Consider the following 23025-nt stretch of genomic DNA (forward strand, 5'->3'; position numbering starts at 1 on the left):
ACCCAAAACGGCCTCGGAGCAGCCCGGTCGGGCGTTGATCTGCCGCCGCTCGTCGAGCTCGCACGCGGAGATTCTCATGGCGAGTGCGGCAGACCGGATGACCGGGCACCGGCGGCCTCGTGCCGGCCATGATGGTGCCGGGCCTGTTCGAGCGGCTCGTCCTGGCCGGGCTCCGCGACCCCGATCACCTCGTCGATCAGCTCATCGTCGGCACTCACATCGGTCTTGCGCAACACCGCGACGGTGTACAGCATCAGCCCGATGATCAGCCACACCGACAGCACGATGACCGGGTGCAGGATGTGGTGGCCGCTGAAGAATCCGACGTTGCGCAGGAGGCTACCGGTGGCGCCCGGAGGCAGCAGCTGCCCGATCGTGCCCCAGGGCCGCGGCAGCAGGTCGGGTGAGCTGCTCAGCCCCGACAGCGGGTTGCCCAACACCACGAGAAGGATCGCGGCCACCGCCAATCCCGCTCCGCCCAGCAGGCTGCGCAGGCCGATCACGGTGAACGCGGTGGCGGCGATACCCAGCACACCGGCGAGCACCAGGTACCAGAAGTTCGTGTCGAAGGTGCCGAGCACGTACCGCAGCAGGATGTTCAGCGTGATGCTCGCGACCGCCGCGAACGCAAGTGCCGAGATGACGAGAGTACGTGGCCGACGGATCAGCATCATCAGGGCCACGCCACCGATCCAGCCGCCCAATGCCAGCGGAAGCGCCCCCGCGGCCAGGCCCACACCCTTCGGGTCGCCGGTCCCGAATCCGCGCACGTCGTTGACGTGCAGCGGCTTTCCGAGTTGCGCGGCCACCCCCTGCCCGACTCCCTCGATCAGGGTGGCCACCGTCGGACTCCCGGCCGTGGCCACCAGGACCTCCACCGAATCCGGGGCCACCACCAGGGCGCCCTCGATCTCGCGATCGAGGATCTGCTGCCGGGCCTGCGCCTCGTCGGCGACCGTCATGACGTCGAATGCGCCGGGCTGCCGGGCCTCGAGGCCGTCGGCGATGTGCGCGGTCGCCGCAGGCGAGCCGACCACCGCCAGCGGCACGTCGTTCGGCTTGGCGTGCACACCCGGCAACGCGAAGGCCAGCAACAGGATCGACACGACCGCGGTCAGGCCGAACACCAGGGCGAGCGCCTTGCCTTCTTCCGACTTCTTCACAAAACGGCCCCTTTAAGATACTCGACGTTTCTTATCGAGTGCGATGCTAGTCTCCTCCGGAGAGGAAACGCAACGTTTCTTATCTGCCCATTCGTGCAGCGAAAGAGGTACCGGTGGCGACGACCCGACGCCGTGGCGCCGAACTCGATTCGGCGATCCACGAAGCCGTTGTCGCCGAGCTTCATGACTCCGGCTTCGCCGGTCTCACATTCGAAGCGGTCGCGGCTCGGGCGGGCACGAGCAAGGCCGTGCTGTATCGGCGCTGGGACTCCAAGTTGGAGATGGTGGTCGCCGCCATGGCGAACACCCGGTTCGGGCTCATCCGGGCCGACGACACCGGCACCCTGGCCGGTGATCTCCGCTCCACGATCGGTGACGTGCTCGAGCGATTGAACGATCCCGGCCGCGAAGTCGCGCTCGGAATCCTCGCGGGGGCGGCAGCCGACCCCGATTCCGGCGCGCTGCGAGTCCTGCAGGCCAAGGCCGAGGAGTTGGGCGGCACGATCATCGCGCGAGCACGTGACCGCGGCGAGATCGGCGACGGCGACATCCCGGCCACCGTCGTCACCATGCCGTTCGACCTGGCCCGCTACCGATTCCTCATGGCGGGCACTCTCACGCTCGAATCGATCGCCGACATCGTCGACACCGCAGCCGTGCCGCTGATCGGTCTCTACGCCTCGACGGGACCCACCTGAGCGCGGCCACGTTCGGGGAGCCGAGTTCGAGGCCGCCCCGTCAGTTGAACTGGATGACCGCCTGCGCGCGCCCGAAGATCTTGCGGTCGCCCTGCTTGGCGACGATCGCGATGGTGCCGCGGCGGGTCTGCGGATCGAGCGACTTGATCTTGCCGGTGTAGTCGACGGCCGCGCTGTCGTCGGCGGGCACGTAGACCGGGCTGGTGAAGCGGACGTTGTACTCGCAGAACGCGGCCGGATCCCCGATGTGCTCGGAGATGTAGGTCGCCCCCAAGCCCATGGTCTGCATGCCATGAGCGACAACATCTTCCATGCCCGACGCCTTCACCAGGTGATCGGAGAAGTGGATCGGGTTGGGATCACCGGCGACGCCGGCGTAGTTGGTCAGATTGCCCCGCGTCAGCAAAAACCGCTTGGCGGGCAGTTCCTGACCCACGGTCAACGTGTCGAAGTCGACGGCGCCGAATGCGCCGGAACGCTGCACCGGGTCGGGTAGCTCGTACCGACCGGGATCGGCCTCGACGGTGCGCGCGACGGCGCCGACCCGATCGGTCTTCATCATCACGTGGTCCAGCGACTGCGCCTGCGACGGATCGATCTCCATCCCCGGACGCGCGGCCAGCGAGGTGTAGGTCGTCATGACCGGCTCGTCGTGCTGATTCCAGATGATGTTCTTGGTCACCATCAAGTCGATCATCTCCGGGCTGGTGACATGCCGGAACGATTCCAGCGACACATCGCAGACCAGCTGGTCGCCGACCTTCATCGGCTGGTGGTAGATCAGCCGCTGATCGGTTTGCATGATCTGCCACAGGTCGTAGCCGGTGACGACGTCGGTGAAGAGCTTGCGCTGGGCGGCGATCCCGAGCACCGATACGTAGGTGGGCGCCGCGATGAGGGTGTCGTGACCGAATGTGCGTGCCTCGGCCTCGTCCCAATGCGTCGGATGCGGATCCTGCACGGCCAGGGCGTGCTTGCGGATCTCTTCGCGGCCGATCTCGTAGTAGTCGTCGACGGTGTAGCCGAAGCCGACGAGGGACTTGGAGTGCTCGGCGATCTCCTCCGGGCTGAGCTTCGCATCGGCCGAGCGCGCCGGCGCCCGGCCGATGATCTCGACGTCATTGATCTGTGCGGGCATTCGCTTCGCTCCTTACCTGGCCAGGTCCCGATGGGCGGAAATCAAGTGGGATCCACGACTTTGTTCACGTTGTGCGAGGCGCTTCACACACACGCCCCGAATACGACTGCGGACCGCCTCACCGAGGCGGTCCGCAGGATGTTTCATGTCGGGAAACGCTGACATGTCGTCAGCGTGACTCCTTGTGTGCCTGATGCTTGCCGCAGTTCGGGCAGAACTTCTTGATCTCGAGGCGGTCGGGATCGTTGCGACGGTTCTTCTTGGTGATGTAGTTGCGGTGCTTGCACACCTCGCAGGCCAAGGTGATCTTGGGCCGCACATCGGTTGAGGAAGCCACTGTAGTCCTTCTTTCACGGGTGGTGCATTTGTCGGCGCTCGCGTCCCGTGTCCCCGGGCCGCCGCGGGCGCTGCAGTTGTGTAGCGGTGGAGGGACTCGATCCCTCGACCTCACGATTATGAGTCGTGCGCTCTAACCAGCTGAGCTACACCGCCTTGACGGCCTGAACACCCGCGAGGGCGATCCAGTCGTTCCGAGCCCCCTGACGGAATCGAACCGTCGACCTTTTCCTTACCATGGAAACGCTCTACCGACTGAGCTAAGGGGGCGTACCCGGGCCGCCGCATCGTGCTGATGCGGACCGCTCGAGAGCCTTAACGAGGTTACACACCGATTCGACGGCGCGCCAAATCGCCTGTTACCGACGACCTGAAGGCGCGTCGCAACGACGAGCTCCTCGTTGTGGCAGGTATAGGATTCGAACCTATGTAGCTTGCGCGACGGATTTACAGTCCGCTCCCTTTGGCCGCTCGGGCAACCTGCCGTGCCGCTCCCGCAGGCCGTCTCCGGCCGCGTGAACAACGCCGTGAAGAATACAACGACTACCGCTGGTCAACGCAAACCGGCAGGTCAGCGATTCGCCCTTCCCCGCCCCACCGACAGCGCCCGCCACTCGGTCAGACGCGCCATCTACCCTGTACCCCATGGCTGATTCATCGTTCGATGTCGTGAGCAAGGTCGACCGTCAAGAGGTCGACAACGCCCTCAACCAGGCCGCCAAGGAACTCTCGCAGCGCTACGACTTCCGGGGTACCGGCACGGGCATCGAGTGGTCCGGCGAGGAGGCGATCGTCATCACCTCCGACGCACAGGAACGCGCCGAGGCCGGCCTCGAGGTGTTCAAGGAGAAGCTGATCCGCCGCGACATCTCCCTCAAGGCGTTCGACGCCGACGAGCCCGCGGCGTCGGGCAAGCAGTTCAAGATCACCGGCAAGATCGTGCAGGGCATCGACTCCGAGCACGCCAAGAAGATCTCCAAGAAGATCCGCGACGAGGGCCCCAAGGGCGTCAAGGCGCAGATCCAGGGCGAGGAACTGCGGGTCTCCAGCAAGAAGCGCGACGACCTGCAGGCCGTCATCGCCCTGCTCAAGGGCGAGGACTTCGGGATCGCGCTGCAGTTCGTCAACTACCGGTAGGCACCCGCGCGGCGTTCCCGCTCACTCATCTGCTTCCCGCTCAGCGATCTCGCTGAGCGGGAAGTAAATAGCTGAGCGGGAACGTCACTGCCCGGTCCCGCGGCGGGCCATCTCCTGCAGTCGGGCGATGCGTTCGGGCGTCGGCGGGTGCGTCGAAAACAGTTTGGCCATCCGGTCGGTGGCGCGGAACGGATTCTCGATCATCGCGTGACTCTGTGCGGCGATGTCGGGTTGCGGGGGTAGTGGCGCGGCCTGGATACCACCGGAGATCTTGGCCAGCGCCGACGCCAGGGCCAGCGGATCGCCGGTGAGCTCGGCCCCCGAGGCGTCGGCCTGATATTCGCGTGAGCGTGAGACGGCCAGCTTGATCACCGTCGACGCGATCGGCGCGACGAAGGCGACGACCAGCATCAACAGTGGATTCGAGTTGTTGCGGTTGCCGCCGAAGAAGAGCGCGAAGTTCGCCAGCCCGCTGATGATCGCGGCCATCGCGCCGGCGATCGAGCTGATCAGGATGTCGCGGTTGTACACGTGCGACAGTTCGTGACCGAGCACCGCCCGCAGCTCGCGCTCATCGAGCAGCTGCAGGATTCCGGCGGTACAGCAGACCGCCGCGTTCTTCGGGTTGCGGCCGGTGGCAAAGGCATTCGGCGATTCGGTCGGACTGATGTAGAGCGCAGGCATGGGCTGACGGGCCTGCGTCGCCAGCTCGCGGACGATGCGGTAGAGCACCGGCGCCTCCACCTCGGTCACCGGCTGGGCGTGCATCGCCTTCAGCGACATCTTGGCGCTGTTGAAGTACACGTATGCGTTGACCGCGATCGCGACGATCACCGAACCCCACAGGATGACGGGGTTGCGGAACGCCGCGCCGATGCCGACGATGATCGCCGACATCACGCCCAGCAGGGCCGCGGTCTTCAGTCCGTTGAAATGCATCAGTTCCTCGATCGACCTCACGACATCACGTCCGGTCCTGGCAGATTGCCAGGCGACGATGCCCCTGTCGACCCGGAAACGATCGGGCGGCCGGTTCGGTTTCCGGCCGGTCCGGACGTGCCCGCGCTAACCCATCCGGTCGACGGTGTAGCCGACCAGCGAGCGCAGCGCTCCGTGCGCCGGGCCGGTCGGCAGCTGCGCGAGCTCGGCGCGCGCCTGCTCGGCGAACTCGGTCAGCTTGTCCTTCGCCTGCGCCATGCCCCCGGAGGCGTTGAGCAGATCCAGCGCTTCGGCGACCTCGGCGTCGTCGGTGAGCGGACGCGCCTTTCCGTCTTCGGTGAGCAGGAGCGCTCCGAGTCGATCCGACGACGCATCCTCCTCGGCCAGCGCGTACAGCACCGGCAACGTGTGCACACCCTCACGCAGGTCGGTACCGGGCGTCTTACCGGAATCGCCTGTGACAGAGCTGATGTCGATGATGTCGTCGGACACCTGGAATGCGGTGCCGACGATGTCGCCGATCCGGGAGAGCCGGTCGGTGTCGGTTGCCGACGCCCCGGCGGCCATCGCCCCGAAGCGTCCCGCAGCCGCGATCAGCGACCCCGTCTTCTCCCACACCACCTTCAGGTAGTGATCGATCGGGTCGACGCCGGCGGCCGCCCCGACCGTCTCGCGCATCTGCCCGGTGACGAGCTCGGCGAACGTCTCGGCGATGATGCGCACCGCGTCGGGGCCCAGTGTCGACACCAGTCGCGACGCCCGCGCGAACAGGAAGTCGCCGGAGAGAATCGCGATGCTGTTGGACCAGCGGGCGTTGGCGCTCTGCGCACCCCGGCGCATCGGCGCCTCGTCCATCACGTCGTCGTGATAGAGCGTCGCCAGATGGATCATCTCGACGACGGTCGCCGACGTGATCACCTCGTCGGCGCCGGGATTCTCACCGAACTGTGCGGCCAGGATGGCGAACATCGGCCGGAACCGCTTGCCGCCGGCCCGCGCGAGGTGGCTGGCGGCCTCGGTCATCACATCGTCGCCGGAGATCAGCTCGGTGAGCAGGAGATCTTCGACCCGCGCCAACGATGATCGGACGGTTTCTGCGAACTCATCGGTGCCGAGGTCTACGCCGGCGAAAATCGACTTCACGTGTTTGGCCGCTCCGTTTCGAGAAGGGTCAAGGTCATCCCGCGCCGCCGGAGGCGCCACGACACGACACTGCTTCTGTGCAGCCTAGCGTCTGGGCACCGCACTGCCCGGACAGCATCGCCGCACGCGTCGCCGACATACTGGTCGGGTGAGCAGCGACCAGCCCCGCGGCGAGATCCCCGAGTCCACCGACGTGTTGGTGGTCGGCGCGGGCCCGGGCGGGTCGGCGGCCGCTGCCTACGCCGCATCGGCCGGCCGTCACGTCGTTCTCGCCGACGCGGCGGTGTTTCCGCGCGACAAGACGTGCGGCGACGGGCTGACCCCACGCGCCGTCGCCGAACTCGACGGGCTCGGACTCGGTCACCTGCTCGACGGGCGGCCCCGCCTCGACGGCCTCGACCTCAACGGCTGGGGACGGTCGGTGTACGTGCCGTGGCCGTCCGGGCGTTTCCCGGCCTACGGCAGCGCGGTCGCGCGCCTCGAACTCGACGACGCCATCCGGCGCCTCGCCGTCGAACGCGGCGCACAGATGCTGGGCGGCGTCAAGGCCGTCGACGTCGAAATGGATGGCGCGGCAATCGGTTCGGTTCTCCTCGACGACGGCCACGGCGTGCGCCCGATCCGCGTCGGCCAGGTCATCGTCGCCGACGGCGTGCGGTCCGGGCTGGGCAAGGTTCTCGGCCGAAAGTGGCACCGCGACACCGCATACGGAGTCGCCGCCCGCGCCTACGTGCCGTCGGCGCGCGCCGACGCCCGGGTGATGGGCTCCCATCTCGAACTGCGCGGCCCCGACGGCGAATTGCTGCCCGGCTACGGATGGGTGTTCCCGCTCGGCACAGTCGATTCCGGCCCGCTCGCCGGCCTTGACCGCGCCGCAGGCGACGGCCTGCTCAACGTCGGCGTCGGCGCGCTCGCGACATCAAAACGTCCGGCGCACATGGCACTTCGCCCGATTCTCGAGCACTACGCGCGCATGGTCGCCGACGAGTGGCAGATCAGCGGACCGCCCGTGCGCATCGCATCGGCGCTGCTGCCGATGGGCGGTGCCGTCAGCAATGTCGCCGGCTGCAACTGGATGCTCATCGGCGACGCCGCGGCGTGTGTGAATCCGCTCAACGGCGAGGGCATCGACTACGCGCTGGAGACCGCACGCCTGGCCGTCGAGCGACTCGGCGCCGACGACCACACCGACGCCTGGCCCGGCCTGCTCGCCGGGCACTACGGGCTCGCCTTCTCCGCCGCCCGACGCCTCGCCGGGCTGCTCACCATGCCCCAGACCGTGCCCGCGCTCGGCCGCCCGGGCATTCGGTCGGCGCGGCTGATGTCGGTGGTGGTGCGTGTGATGGGCAACCTCATCACCGCCGACGACGCCGACCTCGTCGCCCGCGCATGGCGTTCGGCCGGGCGGGTCTCCACCCGCGTCGATCACCGTCCGCCGTTCGCCTGACGTCCCACCCCGCTGCCATTGGATTGAGACGAATCGGGTGATACGTTTCATATATCTGATAGGCCGCGCAGCGCAGGGAGCATCATGTCGACCGTTTCGTTGATCGCGCGTCGGGTCGGCGCCCGCCGCGCCGAGCGTTACCGCCTGCGTGACGACCTCGCCCGCGTGGACCCGGCCGCCGACCCCGAGAGCTACGCCCGCGGCCTGGGCACCCTCGAATATCCGTGGGGCATCACGATGGCACTCAGCTTTGCCCTCTTCCGCACCTACGCGGTGCCTTCCATCGGCGAGTTGCTCTATGAGACCGGCGAATTCACAGACCGCACCCAAAAGCGCTACGACGACACCGTCCTGCTCCTCGACGCACCCGTCGAACATGGCTTCGCCGATCCGCGGGGCCGCGCCGCGATCCGGCGCATCAACCAGATGCACGCCATGTACGACATCTCCAACGACGACATGCTCTACGTCCTCGCCACTTTCGTCGTGTGCCCGGTGCGCTGGGTTGCCGCCTACGAGTGGCGACCGTTGCGGCCCAACGAGATCGACGGGCTCACCGAGTACTACCGCAAGCTCGGTAAACACATGGCGCTCAAGGATATCCCCGACACCTTCGAGGCCTTCGAACACTTCCTCGAGGAATACGAGCGCGAGCATTTCGCCTACTCGCCACGCTCACGCGAGGTCGCCGATTCCACGCTCGCGCTGCTCACCACCTTCATGCCGTTTCGGCTGTTGCCGGCCTGGCTCGTCCGCCGACTCTCCTACGCCCTCATGGACGACCCGCTCCTCGAAGCCTTCCGCTATCCCCGGCCCAGCGCCGCCGAGCGGACGGTCGTCCGCGCCGGCCTCAAGGCCCGCGGCCTTGCCATCCGCTTCTTCGCTCGGCCCCGCACCACCCCGCAGTATGGACGCGACATGCCGCAGATCCGCTGCTATCCGCGCGGCTACCAAGTCGGCGAGCTGGGGACATTCACGACCGGCTGCCCCATCCACAAGGTTCCCGGCAACCCTCCCAAAACCGACGATCCTGACTACAATCCCTCTCACGCCATCTAGGCGTTAGGTCTGGCTGACGCCAGAAGGGGGAGGGATGACAGATTTCTTCGTACTACCGGGCACCCGCGTGCCCCTCGGCGACTCCGGCGGGCTGGGCACGAGTCCCATCCCCGGCCGCACCGCCCCCTACAGCAACCCCGAACTCGACGACGGCGGCGTAGTCCAAGTCGTCGACGCCGAGTGGGCCCGCAGGGCTGGGGTGGCGAGGGAGCTGGCGGCGGAGTTGCAAGGCGCGCAGATCCGTCTCGATATGGCCGCCTTGAAGAACCACTATGGCAGCGGTGTACGTGAAGGAGACGAGTTTTACCAGAAGGCGAAAGCCTTCGTTTCTTCATACTCAGCAACTGTGCGTGAATACATAGAAGCCCTGCAGTCACTCGCAACCAGGTGCGACAATGCAGAGAACGCGCTCAGCTCCACCGACTCAAACAGCGCACGTGATCTTCAAATATAGCTTGAGGAAAAGATCCGCGACGTTGTTCCTTCTCGGCGCAGCCGTGACACCGTTTCTCGGCTGTTCATCGTTCTCTCAGCCTTGGCGCTCCTCTGCGGAATACAGTTCAATTGCTTCCACCGATGCCCATTCCCACAAGATTCGACAGACGGACCAACGCGGCGTACCTTTACCATTTACTACAGAATTCCCCGACCGATGGAGTAATCTCAACGACGGATCGCCCTACGAGCCATGCACGGCGTTATCACCACCGGAGGTATCGTCTCTAGGCCTTGACCCGAGCTCTGTAGCTGACGCTGCCGCGGCGAACCACCAAACAGTAAGGGGCTGCTGGTGGACGTTCATCGGATCCAGAACCTCTGCTGCATACCAAGAAGTTGGAAATGCTCCGGCGCTAGACGTATACAAGGCGAAGAATGGTGACATATTAGATTGGCGACCCGACATCATTCTTAATGGTCGAGCCGTCGCGGTTGGCGTACGCAAGGGGCGCTCGAGCTGCACCACCCACGTGCAATCCGGTTCGGCAATTGTCACAACGTCGTTCTCGGTCAACATCGATCCACCACCAATCGATAAGATCTGCGACATGGCTATCGCCTTCACCGAAGCCACGATCGACAAGATGCCGCCCTGAACGGAGCGAGACGAATATAACCTGCACCTATAGCGACGACCGAGACGATTATCGTCGCGACCGTCGCTATAGCCGCGTATTATATTCAACGACCGCCCGATTCCATGCCCGGAAGGCCGAGTGAACCACCACACAAAAGAACTGGTAGTCATCGTCTTCGCTGCCACCCTGGTTGCCGCAGTTTCGTCATGCTCGAGACCCGCAGATCCATCGCCGCAAATGCGCTCAAGTCCGTCACATCAGTCTGCGGTTGCAGCAACGATTCGCCAGACGGATTCGGAGGGTAGACACTTGCCCTTCACAACCAAATTCCCCGATCGCTGGAACTCGAGCAATGACGGCACGACTTACGAACCATGTACCGCGGTGACCACGGCAATCCTTCAGGAATTTGCGCTCGATCCATCTAGCGTTAAAGATACTGCAATCGCGAATCATCAAACAGCTCGTGGGTGTAACTGGACCTTCGCAGACAACCGATTCGGAAGACTTTCACAATTCCTCGGGAACGGACCTACACTCAACGAGTACAAGGTCAGTAAGGCGCCGATAATCCGGTGGCTGCCAAACATACAGATCGCAAGTCGCACAATCGCAGTGGGAGCACGGGATGAAGATAACTGCTCAACGTATTTGAAATCAGGTTCTGCCGTTATAGTAACCAGCGCAAGTATTGCCATCAATCCACCACCCATTGACCAACTCTGCGCGACGGCCATCGCCTTCACCGAGGCCACCATCGACAAGATGCCGCCCTGAACCGGGCGAGACGAATATAACCTGCACCTATAGCGACGACCGAGACGATTATCGTCTCGGCCGTCGCTATAGCCGCACATTATATTCAATGACCGCCCGATTCCATGCCCGGAAGGCCGAGTGAACCGCCACACAAAAGAACTGGTAGTCATCGTCTTCGCTGCCACACTGGTTGCCGCAGTTTCGTCATGCTCAAGACCCGCAGATCCATCGTCGCAAACGCTCGATCCATCCAGCGTTACAGACGGCGCAATTGCAGACCACCAGACTGCACGCGGATGCGATTGGACGTTTAGAGAAGATGGGTCCGGGGGAATTTATCAATCACTCGGCAATGCCCCTACGCTCGACGAATACAAGACCAGCAAGTCCTCGGTGATTGACTGGGCAGCAGACAGGCAGATCTCGAATCGCGTAGTCGCAGTCGGTGGTGGTGCGTGTGATGGGCAACCTCATCACCGCCGACGACGCCGACCTCGTCGCCCGCGCATGGCGTTCGGCCGGGCGGGTCTCCACCCGCGTCGATCACCGTCCGCCGTTCGCCTGACCTCCCACCCCGCTGCCATTGGATTGAGACGAATCGGGTGATACGTTTCATATATCTGATAGGCCGCGCAGTGCAGGGAGCATCATGTCGACCGTTTCGTTGATCGCGCGTCGGGTCGGCGCCCGCCGCGCCGAGCGTTACCGCCTGCGCGACGACCTCGCCCGCGTGGACCCGGCCGCCGCCCCCGAGAGCTACGCCCGCGGCCTGGGCACCCTCGAATATCCGTGGGGCATCACGATGGCACTCAGCTTTGCCCTCTTCCGCACCTACGCGGTGCCTTCCATCGGCGAGTTGCTCTATGAGACCGGCGAATTCACAGACCGCACGCAAAAGCGCTACGACGACACCGTCCTGCTCCTCGACGCACCCGTCGAACATGGCTTCGCCGATCCGCGGGGCCGCGCCGCGGTCCGGCGCATCAACCAGATGCACGCCATGTACGACATCTCCAACGACGACATGCTCTACGTCCTCGCCACTTTCGTCGTGTGCCCGGTGCGCTGGGTTGCCGCCTACGAGTGGCGACCGTTGCGGCCCAACGAGATCGACGGGCTCACCGAGTACTACCGCAAGCTCGGTAAACACATGGCGCTCAAGGATATCCCCGACACCTTCGAGTCCTTCGAACACTTCCTCGAGGAATACGAGCGCGAACATTTCGCCTATTCACCGCGGGCCCGCGAGGTCGCCGACGCCACCCTCGACCTGCTCGCGACGTTCATGCCCTTCCGGCTGCTCCCGCGGTGGCTCGTCCGCCGACTCTCCTATGCCCTCATGGACGACCCGCTGCTCGACGCCTTCCGCTATCCCCGGCCCACCGCCGCCGAGCGAGTGGTCGCTCGTGCCGGCCTGAAGGCCCGCGGCCTCGCGATCCGCTTCTTCGCCCGCCCCCGCACCACCCCGCAGTACGGCCGCGACATGCCACAGATCCGCTGCTACCCGCGCGGCTACCAAGTCGGCGAGCTGGGGACATTCACGACCGGCTGCCCCATCCACAAGGTTCCCGGCAACCCTCCCAAAACCGACGATCCTGACTACAATCCCTCTCACGCCATCTAGGCGTTAGGTCTGGCTGACGCCAGAAGGGGGAGGGATGACAGATTTCTTCGTACTACCGGGCACCCGCGTGCCCCTCGGCGACTCCGGCGGGCTGGGCACGAGTCCCATCCCCGGCCGCACCGCCCCCTACAGCAACCCCGAACTCGACGACGGCGGCGTAGTCCAAGTCGTCGACGCCGAATGGGCCAGAAGGGCGCAGGTGGCGAGGGAGTCAGCCGATAGCCTCGCGGAGGTTGCGAGACAAGTCAGCCGCCTGTTGAAAAGCAACGTATTCGGCGATTGCGAAGAGGGTCGGCTATTCCACTCGCGAATAGTGAGCTTCGTGACGGAATGGGGACGAAGCCTTGCTAACCAAGCGAACAGCCTTGAAGTACTCAGCCACATGTGTAAGACCGCACAGGGCGAGTTGACCGAGACGGACCGTGCGGCTGCGAGCGACATTGAAGCCTAACGCGGCGAAGTGCTTGATAGTCGCCGTAGTATCCGCTCCTCTATTCGCGACGATTCTGTCGTGCTCCCGTACAGCAGAATTTCAATCACCGACACAGACAAGCTTAGCTAGCCACTCCGCTACCACTTCGACTCGCCAAACCGATTCGGACGGTAAACCACTACCATTCAAAACGAAATTTCCCAATCGTTGGAACTCCAACAACGATGGGACAACCTACGAACCATGCACTGCGGTCACGTCGGCGATTCTTGAGAGATTTTCACTCAACCCGTACAGCGTCACAGATGCTGCGATTGCAGATCACCAGACCGCGCGTGGGTGCGACTGGACATTCAGAGAAGATCGGTCAGCAGGAATCTATCAGTCGCTTGGTAACGCACCTACACTTGACGATTACAAGACGAGCAAGTCTTCGGTAATCGACTGGCTGGCGGACACTAAGATTGACAATCGCAGGGTCGCAGTGGGCATTCTACGAGATGAGGATTGCTCAACATATGTACAGTCAGGCTCAGCGGTCATAGTGACAAGTGTCAGTATTGTAATCAATCCCCCACCCATCGACCAACTCTGCGCGAAGGCGATCGCCTTCACCGAGGCCACAATCGACAAGATGCCACCCTGAACCGGGCGAGACCAATATAGTCTGCACCTATAGCAACGGAAGAGACGATTATTGTCACGACCGTCGCTATAGCCGCACGCTATATACCCATCACATGCGAACGGCCGAGTGGATGGCGGCGATGCCGCCGGTGAGGTTCTGCCAGCGGACATCGGTGAAGCCCACGTCGCGGATGAGGTCGCCGAGGCCGAACTGGTCGGGCCAAGCGCGGATCGACTCGGCGAGATACACGTAGGCGGCCGGATTACTCGACACCTTGGTCGCGACCGTCGGCAGCGCCTTCATCAGGTACTCGAGGTAGACGGTGCGGAAGGGGCCGAACGTGGGAGTGGAGAACTCGCAGATCACCAGTCGGCCACCGGGTTTCAGCACGCGGTGCAGCTCACCCAGCGCGATGGTCACGTCGTGGACGTTGCGCAGCCCGAAGGAGATGGTGGCGGCATCGAAGGACTCGTCGGCGAACGGCAGGGCCATGGCGTCGGCCGCCACCTTCGGCACATCGCGCGCCGCACCCGCCTTGAGCATGCCCAACGAGAAGTCGGCGGCCACACACGCTGCCCCCGACGACGCCAGCTCGACCGTCGAGACCGCGGTACCGGCCGCAAGGTCGAGGACCACGTCATCACGCGTAAGTGCCAGCGCCTTACGGGTGGCCTTACGCCACCGCCGATCCTGCGCAAAGGAGAGCACGGTATTGGTGATGTCGTACCGCTTGGCGACGCCGTCGAACATCGCCGCAACCTCGGCCGGGTCCTTGTCCAGACTCGCACGATCGGGTTCAGCCATGGCGACAACGCTACCTGCGGCTCCCGCGGCCACCACCGACACCTCGGCCACCTGTCGTGTCGCACGTCACAAATCCACAAAAGTGCAGGTCGGACCCCGACCACACCCGGCATTCACCAAACGTTTTCCGACACCGGGTTTTCACCACCCCGCCCGGGGAACACCGTGAACACAGAGAGTTCGTCCCGACATCAGGAGGGAAACATGACCGTCTCGACCACCACCATCCAGCAACAGCTGCGCACCATCCTCGCGCTCACGAACACCGAGATCCAGATCGCCCAGACGCGGCAGGCACAGGCCCGCACCGACGCCGTACGCGCCGAGCTTTCCGGAAACGCGGCCAAGGGCCGTAAGCGCGCGACCGCCATCGAGAAGGCCCTGCGCGAGCGTCACGGCGTCGCCGACGTCGTCCGTCCGGCCCTCGGCCGGGTCGCGGCCTCGATCAAGACGCTGGCCGAACAGGCCGAGCCGCTCGACGAGGCACTGCTCGGCGACCTCGCGCTCGAGCAGGAATTGCTCAGCCGCGCAACATACCTCAAGGCGCTCGCCACCGGGGCCGACGACACCGACCTCGTCTCGCTCGCGCAGCGGCTGATCGACGCGCACACCGAAACCATCGAGTGGATCAACACCGTGCTCGCCGAAGAGGCACTCGGCGGCCCAGCCGCCCTCCGCCGCAGCCCGTCCCAGTGGGTCAGTGGCCTCGCCGCCCGCGCGGTGACCCTGCCGGGGACCGCCGCTTCACGCGGCATCGACCGCGCCGCCCACACGCTGCGCCAGGTCCCCGACATCGTCTCCGGCCTACGCAGCCGCGTCGGTGAGACGGTCGACGAGGTCGGCAGTGCCGCCGAGCAGGCCGGCCAGAGCGTGCTCGACGCGGGAGCGGCGACCATCAAAACCGCGGCGGCCGGCCGCGACGCCGCACTCGAGGCCATCGAGGACAACGCGCGGGTCAACGGCGCACCCGGTGTCGCCGACGCGCTACACTCTGTCCGCGAGTCCACCGGCATCGTCGACCCAGACGACCTGCCCATCCCGGACTACGCCGACCTGAATCTCAGCGAAGCCATCGCCGCGATAAAGGATCTCGACGAGCCCGCCGACGTCCGAGTGGTCCTCCACTACGAGGAGGCACACAAGAACCGGCAGCGCGTCGTATCCGCCGCGGAGACCCGCATCGCCGGGATCGCCAAAGATGTGGTCGGCGTCGAGTAACCCACGCGCCGACAACAGCACGCCGTCCGCCCCACCACCCCGGGGGCGGGCGGCGTTGTCGTACCCGGCCCCACATTCTGGAACCACAAGCACGCGCAGGTTTCAGAAGCGCTCCACCGAGGAATCCCCAACCACACCAGCGACCCAGGAACGAGGACACGTGACAGGCACACCCGATCACCGCCCCGACACCGACGAGGCCCGCGCGGCCCGCGACACCGTCGACGACCTCGAACGCAAGATCACCCACAACCCCGCCGAGGACGACGAACCCGTCGTCGACCCGGCATCGACGTCGGATCAGCCAGGCAGCGACGACCCCCACTCACCCAACGCAGGCCACGCCGAACCGACCGACTGACCTGCCGGTTCGACCCACCCGCGGCCGTCGACAGCGTTTGAACACCGCCGCCGAGGGGTATAAAGCAACCATGCATCCACCTACGCGCACCACCCCGGTGGCGCCGGCCCTGCCGCAGGCGCGGGGGCCGCTGTCAGATGAGCTCATCACCGCCCTGCGCGACGGCACCGAGATCGACAGCGCCGCACTGCGCCGAACCGCCGTCGACGAGGCAGATCCCTTCGGCGACGATGTTCAACTCGCCCTCTACGTCGCCTACGAGTTGCACTATGTGGGTTTCGCCGACGTCGATGACGACCGCGAGTGGGACCCCGGCATCCTCGGCCTGCGCCGCGACCTCGAACGCATCTTCCTCGACGCCGTGCACGCGAACGTCGATACCGAAGAGGCGAGCCCCGGGCAGACGAGAACCGGACAGACGAGCGCCGAACAGTTGATGGCCGACCTCAGCGTCGAGCCGGTCCACGGCGACGGCCTCTCCTACCGGTTGCGTGACGACGGGACGTGGCAGCAGTTCCGCGATCTGTTCGCGCTGCGTTCGCTGTATCACCTCAAGGAGGCCGACCCGCACGCCTGGGCCATTCCCCGGCTGCGCGGGACGGCCAAGGCCGCGTTCGTTGCCGTCGAGTTCGACGAATTCGGTGCCGGCCGAGGCGAATCGGTACATCAGGAGCTCTTCGCCGACCTCATGGTGGCCGCCGACCTCGATCCCGGCTACCTCGCCTACCTCGACCGCGCCCCGGCGTGGGCGCTGACCCCGGTGAACCTGATGTCCTGCTTCGGTTTACACCGATCGATGCGTGGTGCGACGGTAGGTCACTTCGCCGCCACCGAGATCACCTCCTCGCCCGGCTCACAACGCCTGCTCACCGGTCTCGAGCGCCTCGACGCCCCCGAACCGTGCAAGTATTTCTACCGGGAGCACGTCGAGGCCGACGCCGTCCACGAGCAGGTGCTGCGCCGAGATGTGTTGGGCGCCTTGGTGTCCGAGGAACCAGAGCTCGAAGACGACGTGATCTTCGGGATCCGCGGATTCCTGTTCGTCGAGGATGCCTTCGAGGCCGGGCTGACCGCCGCATGGAAGGCCGGTCCCGTGCTGGCCGGAGTCGCATCCGTCGCCGTGTGAACTCACCGCGCGCCCGCCTACTCCCGCCGCCCTACTCCCGTCGCCGACGCCGATGACTGGTGTCGCACAACGGATAATTGCGGCTGCGCCCACACGCACAGACGGCCACCATGAAGCGGTCGGACTGCACATGCGAGCCGTCGGGAAGCTCGATGTCGACGGGACCGGGCACCATTATCGGTCCGCCCCGGATCACTCGGATCTGCGTCCGCTCTTCCGGCCCGCTCATGCCACATCCCGCTTGACCGCGCGTACCACCACGAGACCCTCTGTGCGGCACCCGTATTCGAGCAGGCCGCGGCGTTCGAGCCAGTCGGCCCGCGCCGTCATCACCGGCCCGAACGGCACCGACCACCGCGCCATCACATCGGCGTGGAGTCCGGTGGCCCGCAACGCCCGCACGGTGGCGGTCACGTCGGCGAACTCCGACTGCACCACGAGCATCGTTCCGCCCGGTTCGAGGAACTCGGCGGCGACCGCGCACAGTGGATCGAGCACCGCACGTCCGTCCGGACCGGCATCCCAGGCGTGCGCCGGGCCGGGGCTGGCCTCGACCCCATCCCGCGGGTCGGGCGCCGGAACGTACGGCGGATTGCAGGTCACCACGTCATACCGCCCGCGGCCGACCTGATCCTGAAACCTGCCGAGCCGCACCTCGACCTGGCACGGCGCGTCCCGACACCGCTCCCGCGCGCTGCGCACGGCCGCCTCCGACAGGTCGACGGCCACCACCGACCGCGCGCCCAGATGCGCGGCGGCCTGCGCCAACACGCCGCTGCCGGTACACAGATCCAGTGCGCGGGCGCCGATCAGGCCCGGCACCGCGCGCAGGCAGTCGACCAGCAACCGCGAATCCTCTTGGGGCTGATAGACCTCGGGTCGATAGACCGGATCCGGATCCACTTGGGCCTGATCACTACCGCCGACATGCGACGACGGTTCGGGAACGGTCTGCTCGAAGCTGAGTGTCATGTGCGCTTTCCGGGCCGAGGCGGGTGACAAGGTGCGCACGCAGCATTGCCCGCCCGCACCTCCGTCAAACCCAGTCTCCGGCAAACCGCGCTCCCGTCAACCCCTCCCCGGCCGATCCCGCCCGGCGCGCGCTACCCGGCCAGCCGGTCCGGCACGTCACCCGCATCCCCGCCGCGCTCGGCGATCACCGCGCGGTAGTGGCCCAGCAACTCCTCGCACAGCGCCGGCCAGGTGCGCGCCCGTACCGCCGCCAGCCCGGCTCGTCCCATCACGACCCGCCGCGCCGGGTCCGCCAGCGCGGCGACCGTCTCGCCGATGCGGTCGGCATAGTCGGCCGGATCGAGCAGGAAGCCGGTCTGCAACGGCGTCACCAGATCTCGCGGTCCACCGGCATCGGGCCCGATCACCGGGATGCCGCTGGCCATGGCCTCCTGGATCGCCTGACAGAACGTCTCGTGTTCACCGGGATGGGCGAACACGTCGAGGCTCGCATACGCCCGCGCCAGCTCGGCGCCGCGCAGCTCGCCGGTGAACACCGCGTTCGGGCAGAGCCGTTGCAGCCGTGCACGTTCGGGGCCGTCGCCGACGATGACCAGCTGAACCGAGTCGTCGCGGTCCAGTGGCGCGAGGCGCTCCACATGCTTTTCCGGTGCGAGCCGCCCGACGAATCCGACGATCAATCGTCGCCCGCCCCACTCGCTTCGCAGGCACTCGTCGCGGTTGGCCGGCGTGAACTGCGCCGTGTCGACGCCCCGCGCCCATCGATGCAGTCGAGGCACCCCTTGGGCGGCAAGGTTTTCCATCGTCGCCGTGGAGGGTGCGAGGGTGCGGTCGCAGGCCAGATGCACCATCTGCGTGTAGCGCCGCGCCGCGCGTCGGGCGATCTGTAGGCGGTAGGCCTCGGCGAATCCCGCGACGTCGGTCTGGAACACCGCCACCGACGGCAACCGTAACCGCTTGGCCGCCAACGCGCCCGCCCCGCCGACGACGAACGGCGACGCCAGATGCACCACGTCGGGTTGCGCGTCACGCAGGGTCCGGTACAGGCTCGGTACCGGCATCCCGACCGGCAGGGACGTCACCCCGGGAAAACGCATCGACGGCACCGTGTGGACCGGGGTGCGCCGACCCACCATCCGCGGTGCCCGCCGACCGTCACGTTCAGAGTCCGGTGCGATGACGATCGCGTCATGCCCCGCGTATTCGAGGTGCTCGACCACTCGCAGCACCGAATTGACGACCCCGTTGACCTGCGGAAGAAAACTCTCGGCGACGATGGCCACGCGCATGGGGCCAATGCTGGCCGGGCTCGGTGACCACGGCGGCCCCTGCATGTGACCGGCGCACGAACTCCGCGCGAATCTCTGGTCACCCCGAGCTGGTCACCCCAGCCGGCTACGCCCCGACCGCTTTACGCCCCGACCGTTTACGCCCCGACCGTTTACGCCCCGACGATGGCCCGATCGTCGGCGGGCCGGGGGGTCGGGTCGTCATCGGGGCCGTCGCCGCCGTCACCATCGTCGGTGCCGGGATCGGCTTCGCCCGCGCGTCGCGCCGAGCGCCGCAGCAGCCGCCGGTTGGTCTCCGCGATCAGCAACATCACCGCGATCACGACCAGCCACACCAATCCGGCCACCGACAACGCCGGGATGATCGCCAACGACGCACCCCGGCCGGCCGGTTTCGCGAGGTTCGGATTGCTGCGGTCGTATTCGACGCTGATCCGCTGCCCGGTGCCGAGCTCGGTCGGATACAGCAGTCCCAGCCGTGGGCTGTAGATCTGCCCGTCGGGCGTCTGAAAATAGGCGACGGCGTGGAGCGGGTCGGCCGAGACGATGTCGGCCATGACGGTGCCCTTGTCGCGGTCGATCGCGGCATCGTTGCGGTAGGCGGCGACGACTATCGCTCCGGCCATCACGGTGAGGATCAGCCCGATCACCAGCAGCGTCTTCTGCACGCGCCGCAGGATGACCGGTTTCATGGGGTCAGAATACGCGGCGGCGTATGCGCGCCGGGATGCCCGCATGCTCGCCGACGCGCCCGCGCCATCGCGGCTGCGCAGCCGAGCCGGCGCTACCGAAGCCGCGCCATGATCCCGGCATGTACCGAACGCAGCCGGTCGCGATCGGTGCTCACCTCGATCACCTCGATTCCGGTGGCGCCGGGCGCGGCCAGTGCCGCAGGCAGATCGGCCGGCCCGACCCGCCGATGCGGGATGTGGAAACCCGCACACAGTGACGCCAGATCCGTGTGGTGCGGGGTGCCGAAGACCCGCTCATACGCCCCGGCATACGGCCCGGAGTTGAACCGCGGATCGCCCTGTTCGAGGAGCCCGAAGATGCCGCCACCGTCGTCGTTGGCGACGACGATCCGCAAGGCCCCCGGCCGCGGCTCCGACGGCCCGACGATCAGCCCGGTCGCGTCGTGGATGAACGTCAGATCGCCCATCAGCGCCACTGTGCGGGAGCCGGGCCGCGCGGCGTCGTGCGCGAGCGCCGCGCCGAGCGCCGTCGAATTCGTCCCGTCGATCCCGGCCACCCCGCGATTGGAGAGCACCCGCACCCCGTCGGATACCCGCCCGGCCAGCGCCACATCGCGGATCGGGTTGCTCGCGCCGACGACGAGCTGCTCGCCGGAATTCATGGCCGCGCTGACCACCCGCGCCACGTGCAGACCCGTCGCCGCACCGTCGGCGTCGAGCTCGGCGTCGACGGCACCGAGCACCCGCTGATGGATCGCGGCGCACTTCTTGAGCCAGTCCTCGCTCGCCTCACCGACCGCCTCGACCCGCGTGCCGGTCGCGAACACGTTGCCGGAGACGTCGGGCCAGCGCGGGCCGGTCGTCACCGCGTACACCCGCACCTCCGGGTCGGCGAGCAGCCGGGCGACGCCGCGGTGCAGCGTGGGCCGACCGCAGATGATGGCCTGCTTGGGTGCCAGCGCATCGAGGGCCAGCGGATGCAGCGGCGTCACCGCATGTGGCGCGGTCGGCTCGGCGACGGTCGGGATCGCGTCGAGTTCGGGCAAGCGGCCCGCCCCATGGCCGGCGACGACGACGGTGTCGACGGAGAGATCGATGGGCAGCGGGATATCCAGTTTGCCGACCGGCGCCTGCGTCCACGGCAGCCCGCCCGGGCGGCCGGCGAACTCGCCGAGATCCGCCTCGGGCGAGGTCTGCGGGCCCGGGACCAGCGGTTCGCGCAGCGGGATGTCGAACTGCACCGGCCCGGCATTGCCCGTGCGCGCGCCCCGCGCGGTGGCGAGGACGCGGCCGACGGCCGAACGCCACTGGCTGTTGGTGTCGACGTCGGCCTCGGCCAGGCCCAGACTGATCGCGGCCCGCACCTGCGTACCGAAGATGCCGAACTGCTCGACGGTCTGATTGGCCCCCGACCCCAGCAGCTCATAAGGCCGATTCGCGCTGACCACCACCAGCGGCACCCGCGCGTAATTTGCCTCGAACACCGCCGGACTCATGTTGGCGACCGCGGTTCCGCTGGTCATGACGATCGGCACCGGCCGCCCCGACGACACCGCCAGCCCCAGCGCCAGGAATCCCGCCGACCGCTCGTCGATCCGCACATGCAGCCGCAACCGGCCGGCCGCGTCGGCGGCGTGCAGCGCGAACGCCAACGGCGCGTTCCGCGACCCGGGGCACAACACGGCCTCGTGAACCCCGCCGCGGATCATCTCGTCGACGATGACCCGCGCCTGCAGCGTCGACGGGTTCGGCGCGGTCTCCGGCGATGAACTCATGGATTCCACAGTAGAACCTCGCTCAGTCGTCCCACGCGGGCGCGATCCGGTGCCGATCGTCGGCGAGGGTTTTCTCGATGTCGGCGACGGTATCGTCCCAGCCGTACAGGACGTCGTCGTAAGTGAGCCGCATCGTCGAGTACCCCATGGCCAGTGCCCGGCGGTCACGGCGGCGGTCGTTGCGATAGTTCTCGAGGCTGGTGTGATGCAGCTCGCTGTCACATTCGATCAGGAGTCGGCCCACCAGCAGATCGGAGAATCCCACTCCGATGAGCCGCGGTTGCACGACAACCTCGAAGCCCAGTCGCCGCAGCCGGATTCGGACGAGGGTCTCGGTCCCCGACTGCGAGCACGGATCGCATTCGGTGAGGAGTGTGTCGATCACACGAGTCGGGCGCGGCAACATCGCCCGCAACAGCTCGACGTCGAGTTGGGCGCTGTGCATGAAGGAATCGGCGACCGCGATCCAATCATCACCGGTCATACAGGGGATCGCCGCGCACAGCGCCAACGGAGCCTGGTCGAGGATCGTGTGGACCGGTATCGGCGGCCCGGATGGCCGGCAGCACGCCTTGCCGAGGTCCAGGGCCGCCTTGCCGGAGCGGATGTGTACCGAGTCGTAGCCGGGCGGAACCCAGAAACCATGTTTGTCGAGGGCCGTCGGTCCGGACAGCGCTCCGTGGTTGCGCGCCGCCACGACAGCCTGCGGGTCGGCGTCGCGCGTCGCATACCACCCGGGCCGCACCGCGATCAGTTCGTTGCGGCGCACCATCCGGCGCAGGTCGTTGTCGGTCAAACCGGTCGCGAGCAACTCCAGCCGCCGGTTCACTCCCAATTCCACTCGTTTTTCCATGCGGATTGGACGCAGCCGAGCCCGGAATCGATCCATCCGTCCCATTCTCAGTCATTCCGAAAGTAGAGATTCGGCATAACCGCAGGTCAGCGGGTCCGGTCTACTCGGCAAATGACTGAAAACGGGCGAGCATCGCCGTCACCGGCACTACCCTCGCCCCATGGGCCCCGGTTTCTACGACCGACGCTTCCTGCCGCACCTGGTCAACGTGACCTGCGGCGCCTACCCGTTTTTCCATGCGGATCGGACGCAGCCGAACCCGGAATCGATCCATCCGCCCCATTCTCAGTCATTCCGAAAGTAGAGATTCGGCATAACCGCAGGTCAGCGGGTCCGGTCTACTCGGCAAATGACT

General features: G+C 66.3%; 25 protein-coding genes and 3 tRNA genes. 13 read left to right on the top strand and 15 right to left on the bottom strand.

Annotation, left to right across the window (positions count from 1 at the left end):
* Positions 1-74: 74 nt before the first annotated feature.
* The gene (locus tag ACLQ3C_RS10155) at positions 75-1163 is read right to left on the bottom strand and encodes an ABC transporter permease (protein WP_425704936.1); all 1089 of its coding nucleotides are present in this window, start codon (positions 1161-1163) and stop codon (positions 75-77) included.
* A 113-nt stretch (positions 1164-1276) separates the two neighbouring features.
* On the opposite strand from ACLQ3C_RS10155, the gene ACLQ3C_RS10160 reads away from it, so the two are divergent.
* Positions 1277-1861, top strand: coding sequence for a TetR/AcrR family transcriptional regulator (locus ACLQ3C_RS10160; protein ID WP_425704937.1), 585 nt, complete (start codon positions 1277-1279; stop codon positions 1859-1861).
* 40 nt (positions 1862-1901) lie between these two features.
* On the opposite strand, the gene ACLQ3C_RS10165 is transcribed toward ACLQ3C_RS10160, so the two are convergent.
* The 5 genes from ACLQ3C_RS10165 to ACLQ3C_RS10185 form a co-directional block, all read right to left on the bottom strand.
* Positions 1902-2999, bottom strand: coding sequence for a fused (3R)-hydroxyacyl-ACP dehydratase subunits HadA/HadB (locus ACLQ3C_RS10165; RefSeq protein WP_425704938.1), 1098 nt, complete (start codon positions 2997-2999; stop codon positions 1902-1904).
* A 169-nt stretch (positions 3000-3168) separates the two neighbouring features.
* Positions 3169-3336: a 50S ribosomal protein L33 gene (gene rpmG, locus ACLQ3C_RS10170; protein WP_003929651.1), complete on the bottom strand. Its 168-nt coding sequence runs from the start codon at positions 3334-3336 to the stop codon at positions 3169-3171.
* Between the two features lie 81 nt (positions 3337-3417).
* Positions 3418-3491 (bottom strand) — tRNA-Met (locus tag ACLQ3C_RS10175).
* 41 nt (positions 3492-3532) lie between these two features.
* Positions 3533-3605: transfer RNA gene (locus ACLQ3C_RS10180), tRNA-Thr, on the bottom strand.
* A 134-nt stretch (positions 3606-3739) separates the two neighbouring features.
* Positions 3740-3820 (bottom strand) — tRNA-Tyr (locus tag ACLQ3C_RS10185).
* Positions 3821-3980: 160 nt separating this feature from the next.
* Here ACLQ3C_RS10185 and ACLQ3C_RS10190 point away from each other — a divergent pair.
* On the top strand, positions 3981-4472 hold the full coding sequence (locus ACLQ3C_RS10190; RefSeq protein ID WP_425704939.1) for a YajQ family cyclic di-GMP-binding protein: 492 nt from the start codon (positions 3981-3983) through the stop codon (positions 4470-4472).
* Positions 4473-4556: 84 nt separating this feature from the next.
* Here the strand turns inward: ACLQ3C_RS10190 and htpX are convergent, their stop codons facing one another.
* A complete protein-coding gene (gene htpX / locus ACLQ3C_RS10195; protein ID WP_425705002.1) occupies positions 4557-5411 on the bottom strand; it encodes a zinc metalloprotease HtpX in 855 nt (284 codons plus the stop codon).
* A 126-nt stretch (positions 5412-5537) separates the two neighbouring features.
* On the bottom strand, positions 5538-6554 hold the full coding sequence (locus tag ACLQ3C_RS10200; RefSeq protein ID WP_425704940.1) for a polyprenyl synthetase family protein: 1017 nt from the start codon (positions 6552-6554) through the stop codon (positions 5538-5540).
* A gap of 148 nt (positions 6555-6702) precedes the next feature.
* On the opposite strand from ACLQ3C_RS10200, the gene ACLQ3C_RS10205 reads away from it, so the two are divergent.
* The 8 genes from ACLQ3C_RS10205 to ACLQ3C_RS10240 all read left to right on the top strand — a co-directional run bounded on the left by ACLQ3C_RS10205 (position 6703) and on the right by ACLQ3C_RS10240 (position 13598).
* Complete coding sequence (locus ACLQ3C_RS10205) at positions 6703-8001, top strand: geranylgeranyl reductase family protein (RefSeq protein WP_425704941.1); 1299 nt, start codon at positions 6703-6705, stop codon at positions 7999-8001.
* Positions 8002-8085: 84 nt separating this feature from the next.
* Positions 8086-9060: an oxygenase MpaB family protein gene (locus tag ACLQ3C_RS10210; RefSeq protein ID WP_425704942.1), complete on the top strand. Its 975-nt coding sequence runs from the start codon at positions 8086-8088 to the stop codon at positions 9058-9060.
* Between the two features lie 34 nt (positions 9061-9094).
* Complete coding sequence (locus tag ACLQ3C_RS10215; protein ID WP_425704943.1) at positions 9095-9514, top strand: hypothetical protein; 420 nt, start codon at positions 9095-9097, stop codon at positions 9512-9514.
* Positions 9456-10154, top strand: a complete 699-nt coding sequence (locus tag ACLQ3C_RS10220; protein ID WP_425704944.1) for a DUF3558 family protein — start codon at positions 9456-9458, stop codon at positions 10152-10154. Before ACLQ3C_RS10215 ends, ACLQ3C_RS10220 begins: the two co-directional genes overlap by 59 nt.
* Positions 10155-10274: 120 nt before the next feature.
* Positions 10275-10913 (top strand): DUF3558 family protein, encoded by a 639-nt coding sequence (locus ACLQ3C_RS10225; protein WP_425704945.1) that lies wholly within the window; start codon positions 10275-10277, stop codon positions 10911-10913.
* Positions 10914-11544: 631 nt separating this feature from the next.
* The gene (locus ACLQ3C_RS10230; protein WP_425704946.1) at positions 11545-12519 is read left to right on the top strand and encodes an oxygenase MpaB family protein; all 975 of its coding nucleotides are present in this window, start codon (positions 11545-11547) and stop codon (positions 12517-12519) included.
* Between the two features lie 34 nt (positions 12520-12553).
* Complete coding sequence (locus tag ACLQ3C_RS10235; protein ID WP_425704947.1) at positions 12554-12970, top strand: hypothetical protein; 417 nt, start codon at positions 12554-12556, stop codon at positions 12968-12970.
* Positions 12942-13598, top strand: coding sequence for a DUF3558 family protein (locus ACLQ3C_RS10240; RefSeq protein WP_425704948.1), 657 nt, complete (start codon positions 12942-12944; stop codon positions 13596-13598). The genes ACLQ3C_RS10235 and ACLQ3C_RS10240 overlap by 29 nt, the downstream gene beginning before the upstream one ends.
* A gap of 90 nt (positions 13599-13688) precedes the next feature.
* On the opposite strand, the gene ACLQ3C_RS10245 is transcribed toward ACLQ3C_RS10240, so the two are convergent.
* The gene (locus ACLQ3C_RS10245) at positions 13689-14384 is read right to left on the bottom strand and encodes a demethylmenaquinone methyltransferase (RefSeq protein WP_425704949.1); all 696 of its coding nucleotides are present in this window, start codon (positions 14382-14384) and stop codon (positions 13689-13691) included.
* A 204-nt stretch (positions 14385-14588) separates the two neighbouring features.
* Here ACLQ3C_RS10245 and ACLQ3C_RS10250 point away from each other — a divergent pair, with 204 nt between their 5' ends.
* The 3 genes from ACLQ3C_RS10250 (at position 14589) to ACLQ3C_RS10260 (ending at position 17089) form a co-directional block, all read left to right on the top strand.
* The gene (locus tag ACLQ3C_RS10250; protein ID WP_425704950.1) at positions 14589-15602 is read left to right on the top strand and encodes a ferritin-like domain-containing protein; all 1014 of its coding nucleotides are present in this window, start codon (positions 14589-14591) and stop codon (positions 15600-15602) included.
* Positions 15603-15762: 160 nt separating this feature from the next.
* Entirely contained in the window at positions 15763-15963 is a 201-nt protein-coding gene (locus ACLQ3C_RS10255) for a hypothetical protein (protein WP_425704951.1), read from the top strand.
* Between the two features lie 70 nt (positions 15964-16033).
* Complete coding sequence (locus ACLQ3C_RS10260; RefSeq protein WP_425704952.1) at positions 16034-17089, top strand: iron-containing redox enzyme family protein; 1056 nt, start codon at positions 16034-16036, stop codon at positions 17087-17089.
* A gap of 31 nt (positions 17090-17120) precedes the next feature.
* Here the strand turns inward: ACLQ3C_RS10260 and ACLQ3C_RS10265 are convergent, their stop codons facing one another.
* The 6 genes from ACLQ3C_RS10265 to ACLQ3C_RS10290 form a co-directional block, all read right to left on the bottom strand.
* Positions 17121-17318 carry a CDGSH iron-sulfur domain-containing protein gene (locus ACLQ3C_RS10265; RefSeq protein ID WP_425704953.1) on the bottom strand — a complete coding sequence of 66 codons (198 nt, stop codon included), beginning with the start codon at positions 17316-17318 and terminating at the stop codon, positions 17121-17123.
* The gene (locus tag ACLQ3C_RS10270; protein WP_425704954.1) at positions 17315-18061 is read right to left on the bottom strand and encodes a HemK2/MTQ2 family protein methyltransferase; all 747 of its coding nucleotides are present in this window, start codon (positions 18059-18061) and stop codon (positions 17315-17317) included. The genes ACLQ3C_RS10265 and ACLQ3C_RS10270 overlap by 4 nt, the downstream gene beginning before the upstream one ends.
* 131 nt (positions 18062-18192) lie before the next feature.
* Positions 18193-19350 (bottom strand): glycosyltransferase family 4 protein, encoded by a 1158-nt coding sequence (locus ACLQ3C_RS10275; RefSeq protein WP_425704955.1) that lies wholly within the window; start codon positions 19348-19350, stop codon positions 18193-18195.
* Between the two features lie 152 nt (positions 19351-19502).
* Positions 19503-20042, bottom strand: coding sequence for a hypothetical protein (locus ACLQ3C_RS10280; protein ID WP_425704956.1), 540 nt, complete (start codon positions 20040-20042; stop codon positions 19503-19505).
* A 92-nt stretch (positions 20043-20134) separates the two neighbouring features.
* Positions 20135-21817 (bottom strand): 2-succinyl-5-enolpyruvyl-6-hydroxy-3-cyclohexene-1-carboxylic-acid synthase, encoded by a 1683-nt coding sequence (gene menD / locus ACLQ3C_RS10285; protein ID WP_425704957.1) that lies wholly within the window; start codon positions 21815-21817, stop codon positions 20135-20137.
* A gap of 22 nt (positions 21818-21839) precedes the next feature.
* Entirely contained in the window at positions 21840-22658 is an 819-nt protein-coding gene (locus ACLQ3C_RS10290) for a hypothetical protein (protein ID WP_425704958.1), read from the bottom strand.
* Between the last annotated feature and the right edge of the window lie 367 nt (positions 22659-23025).

This window comes from Gordonia sp. DT30 (assembly GCF_049844915.1).
GTDB lineage: Bacteria > Actinomycetota > Actinomycetes > Mycobacteriales > Mycobacteriaceae > Gordonia.

What these genes read in the sequence shown, in the direction of transcription:
- ACLQ3C_RS10265 (WP_425704953.1), bottom strand. Translation starts at nt 17,318, where the DNA reads ATGAGCGGGCCGGAAGAGCGGACGCAGATCCGAGTGATCCGGGGCGGA.
- ACLQ3C_RS10250 (WP_425704950.1), top strand. Translation starts at nt 14,589, where the DNA reads ATGACCGTCTCGACCACCACCATCCAGCAACAGCTGCGCACCATCCTC.
- ACLQ3C_RS10220 (WP_425704944.1), top strand. Translation starts at nt 9,456, where the DNA reads ATGCAGAGAACGCGCTCAGCTCCACCGACTCAAACAGCGCACGTGATC.
- ACLQ3C_RS10275 (WP_425704955.1), bottom strand. Translation starts at nt 19,350, where the DNA reads ATGCGCGTGGCCATCGTCGCCGAGAGTTTTCTTCCGCAGGTCAACGGG.
- ACLQ3C_RS10260 (WP_425704952.1), top strand. Translation starts at nt 16,034, where the DNA reads ATGCATCCACCTACGCGCACCACCCCGGTGGCGCCGGCCCTGCCGCAG.
- ACLQ3C_RS10190 (WP_425704939.1), top strand. Translation starts at nt 3,981, where the DNA reads ATGGCTGATTCATCGTTCGATGTCGTGAGCAAGGTCGACCGTCAAGAG.
- ACLQ3C_RS10210 (WP_425704942.1), top strand. Translation starts at nt 8,086, where the DNA reads ATGTCGACCGTTTCGTTGATCGCGCGTCGGGTCGGCGCCCGCCGCGCC.
- ACLQ3C_RS10270 (WP_425704954.1), bottom strand. Translation starts at nt 18,061, where the DNA reads ATGACACTCAGCTTCGAGCAGACCGTTCCCGAACCGTCGTCGCATGTC.
- menD (WP_425704957.1), bottom strand. Translation starts at nt 21,817, where the DNA reads ATGAGTTCATCGCCGGAGACCGCGCCGAACCCGTCGACGCTGCAGGCG.
- ACLQ3C_RS10245 (WP_425704949.1), bottom strand. Translation starts at nt 14,384, where the DNA reads ATGGCTGAACCCGATCGTGCGAGTCTGGACAAGGACCCGGCCGAGGTT.
- ACLQ3C_RS10230 (WP_425704946.1), top strand. Translation starts at nt 11,545, where the DNA reads ATGTCGACCGTTTCGTTGATCGCGCGTCGGGTCGGCGCCCGCCGCGCC.
- ACLQ3C_RS10280 (WP_425704956.1), bottom strand. Translation starts at nt 20,042, where the DNA reads ATGAAACCGGTCATCCTGCGGCGCGTGCAGAAGACGCTGCTGGTGATC.
- ACLQ3C_RS10215 (WP_425704943.1), top strand. Translation starts at nt 9,095, where the DNA reads ATGACAGATTTCTTCGTACTACCGGGCACCCGCGTGCCCCTCGGCGAC.
- ACLQ3C_RS10165 (WP_425704938.1), bottom strand. Translation starts at nt 2,999, where the DNA reads ATGCCCGCACAGATCAATGACGTCGAGATCATCGGCCGGGCGCCGGCG.
- ACLQ3C_RS10235 (WP_425704947.1), top strand. Translation starts at nt 12,554, where the DNA reads ATGACAGATTTCTTCGTACTACCGGGCACCCGCGTGCCCCTCGGCGAC.
- htpX (WP_425705002.1), bottom strand. Translation starts at nt 5,411, where the DNA reads ATGCATTTCAACGGACTGAAGACCGCGGCCCTGCTGGGCGTGATGTCG.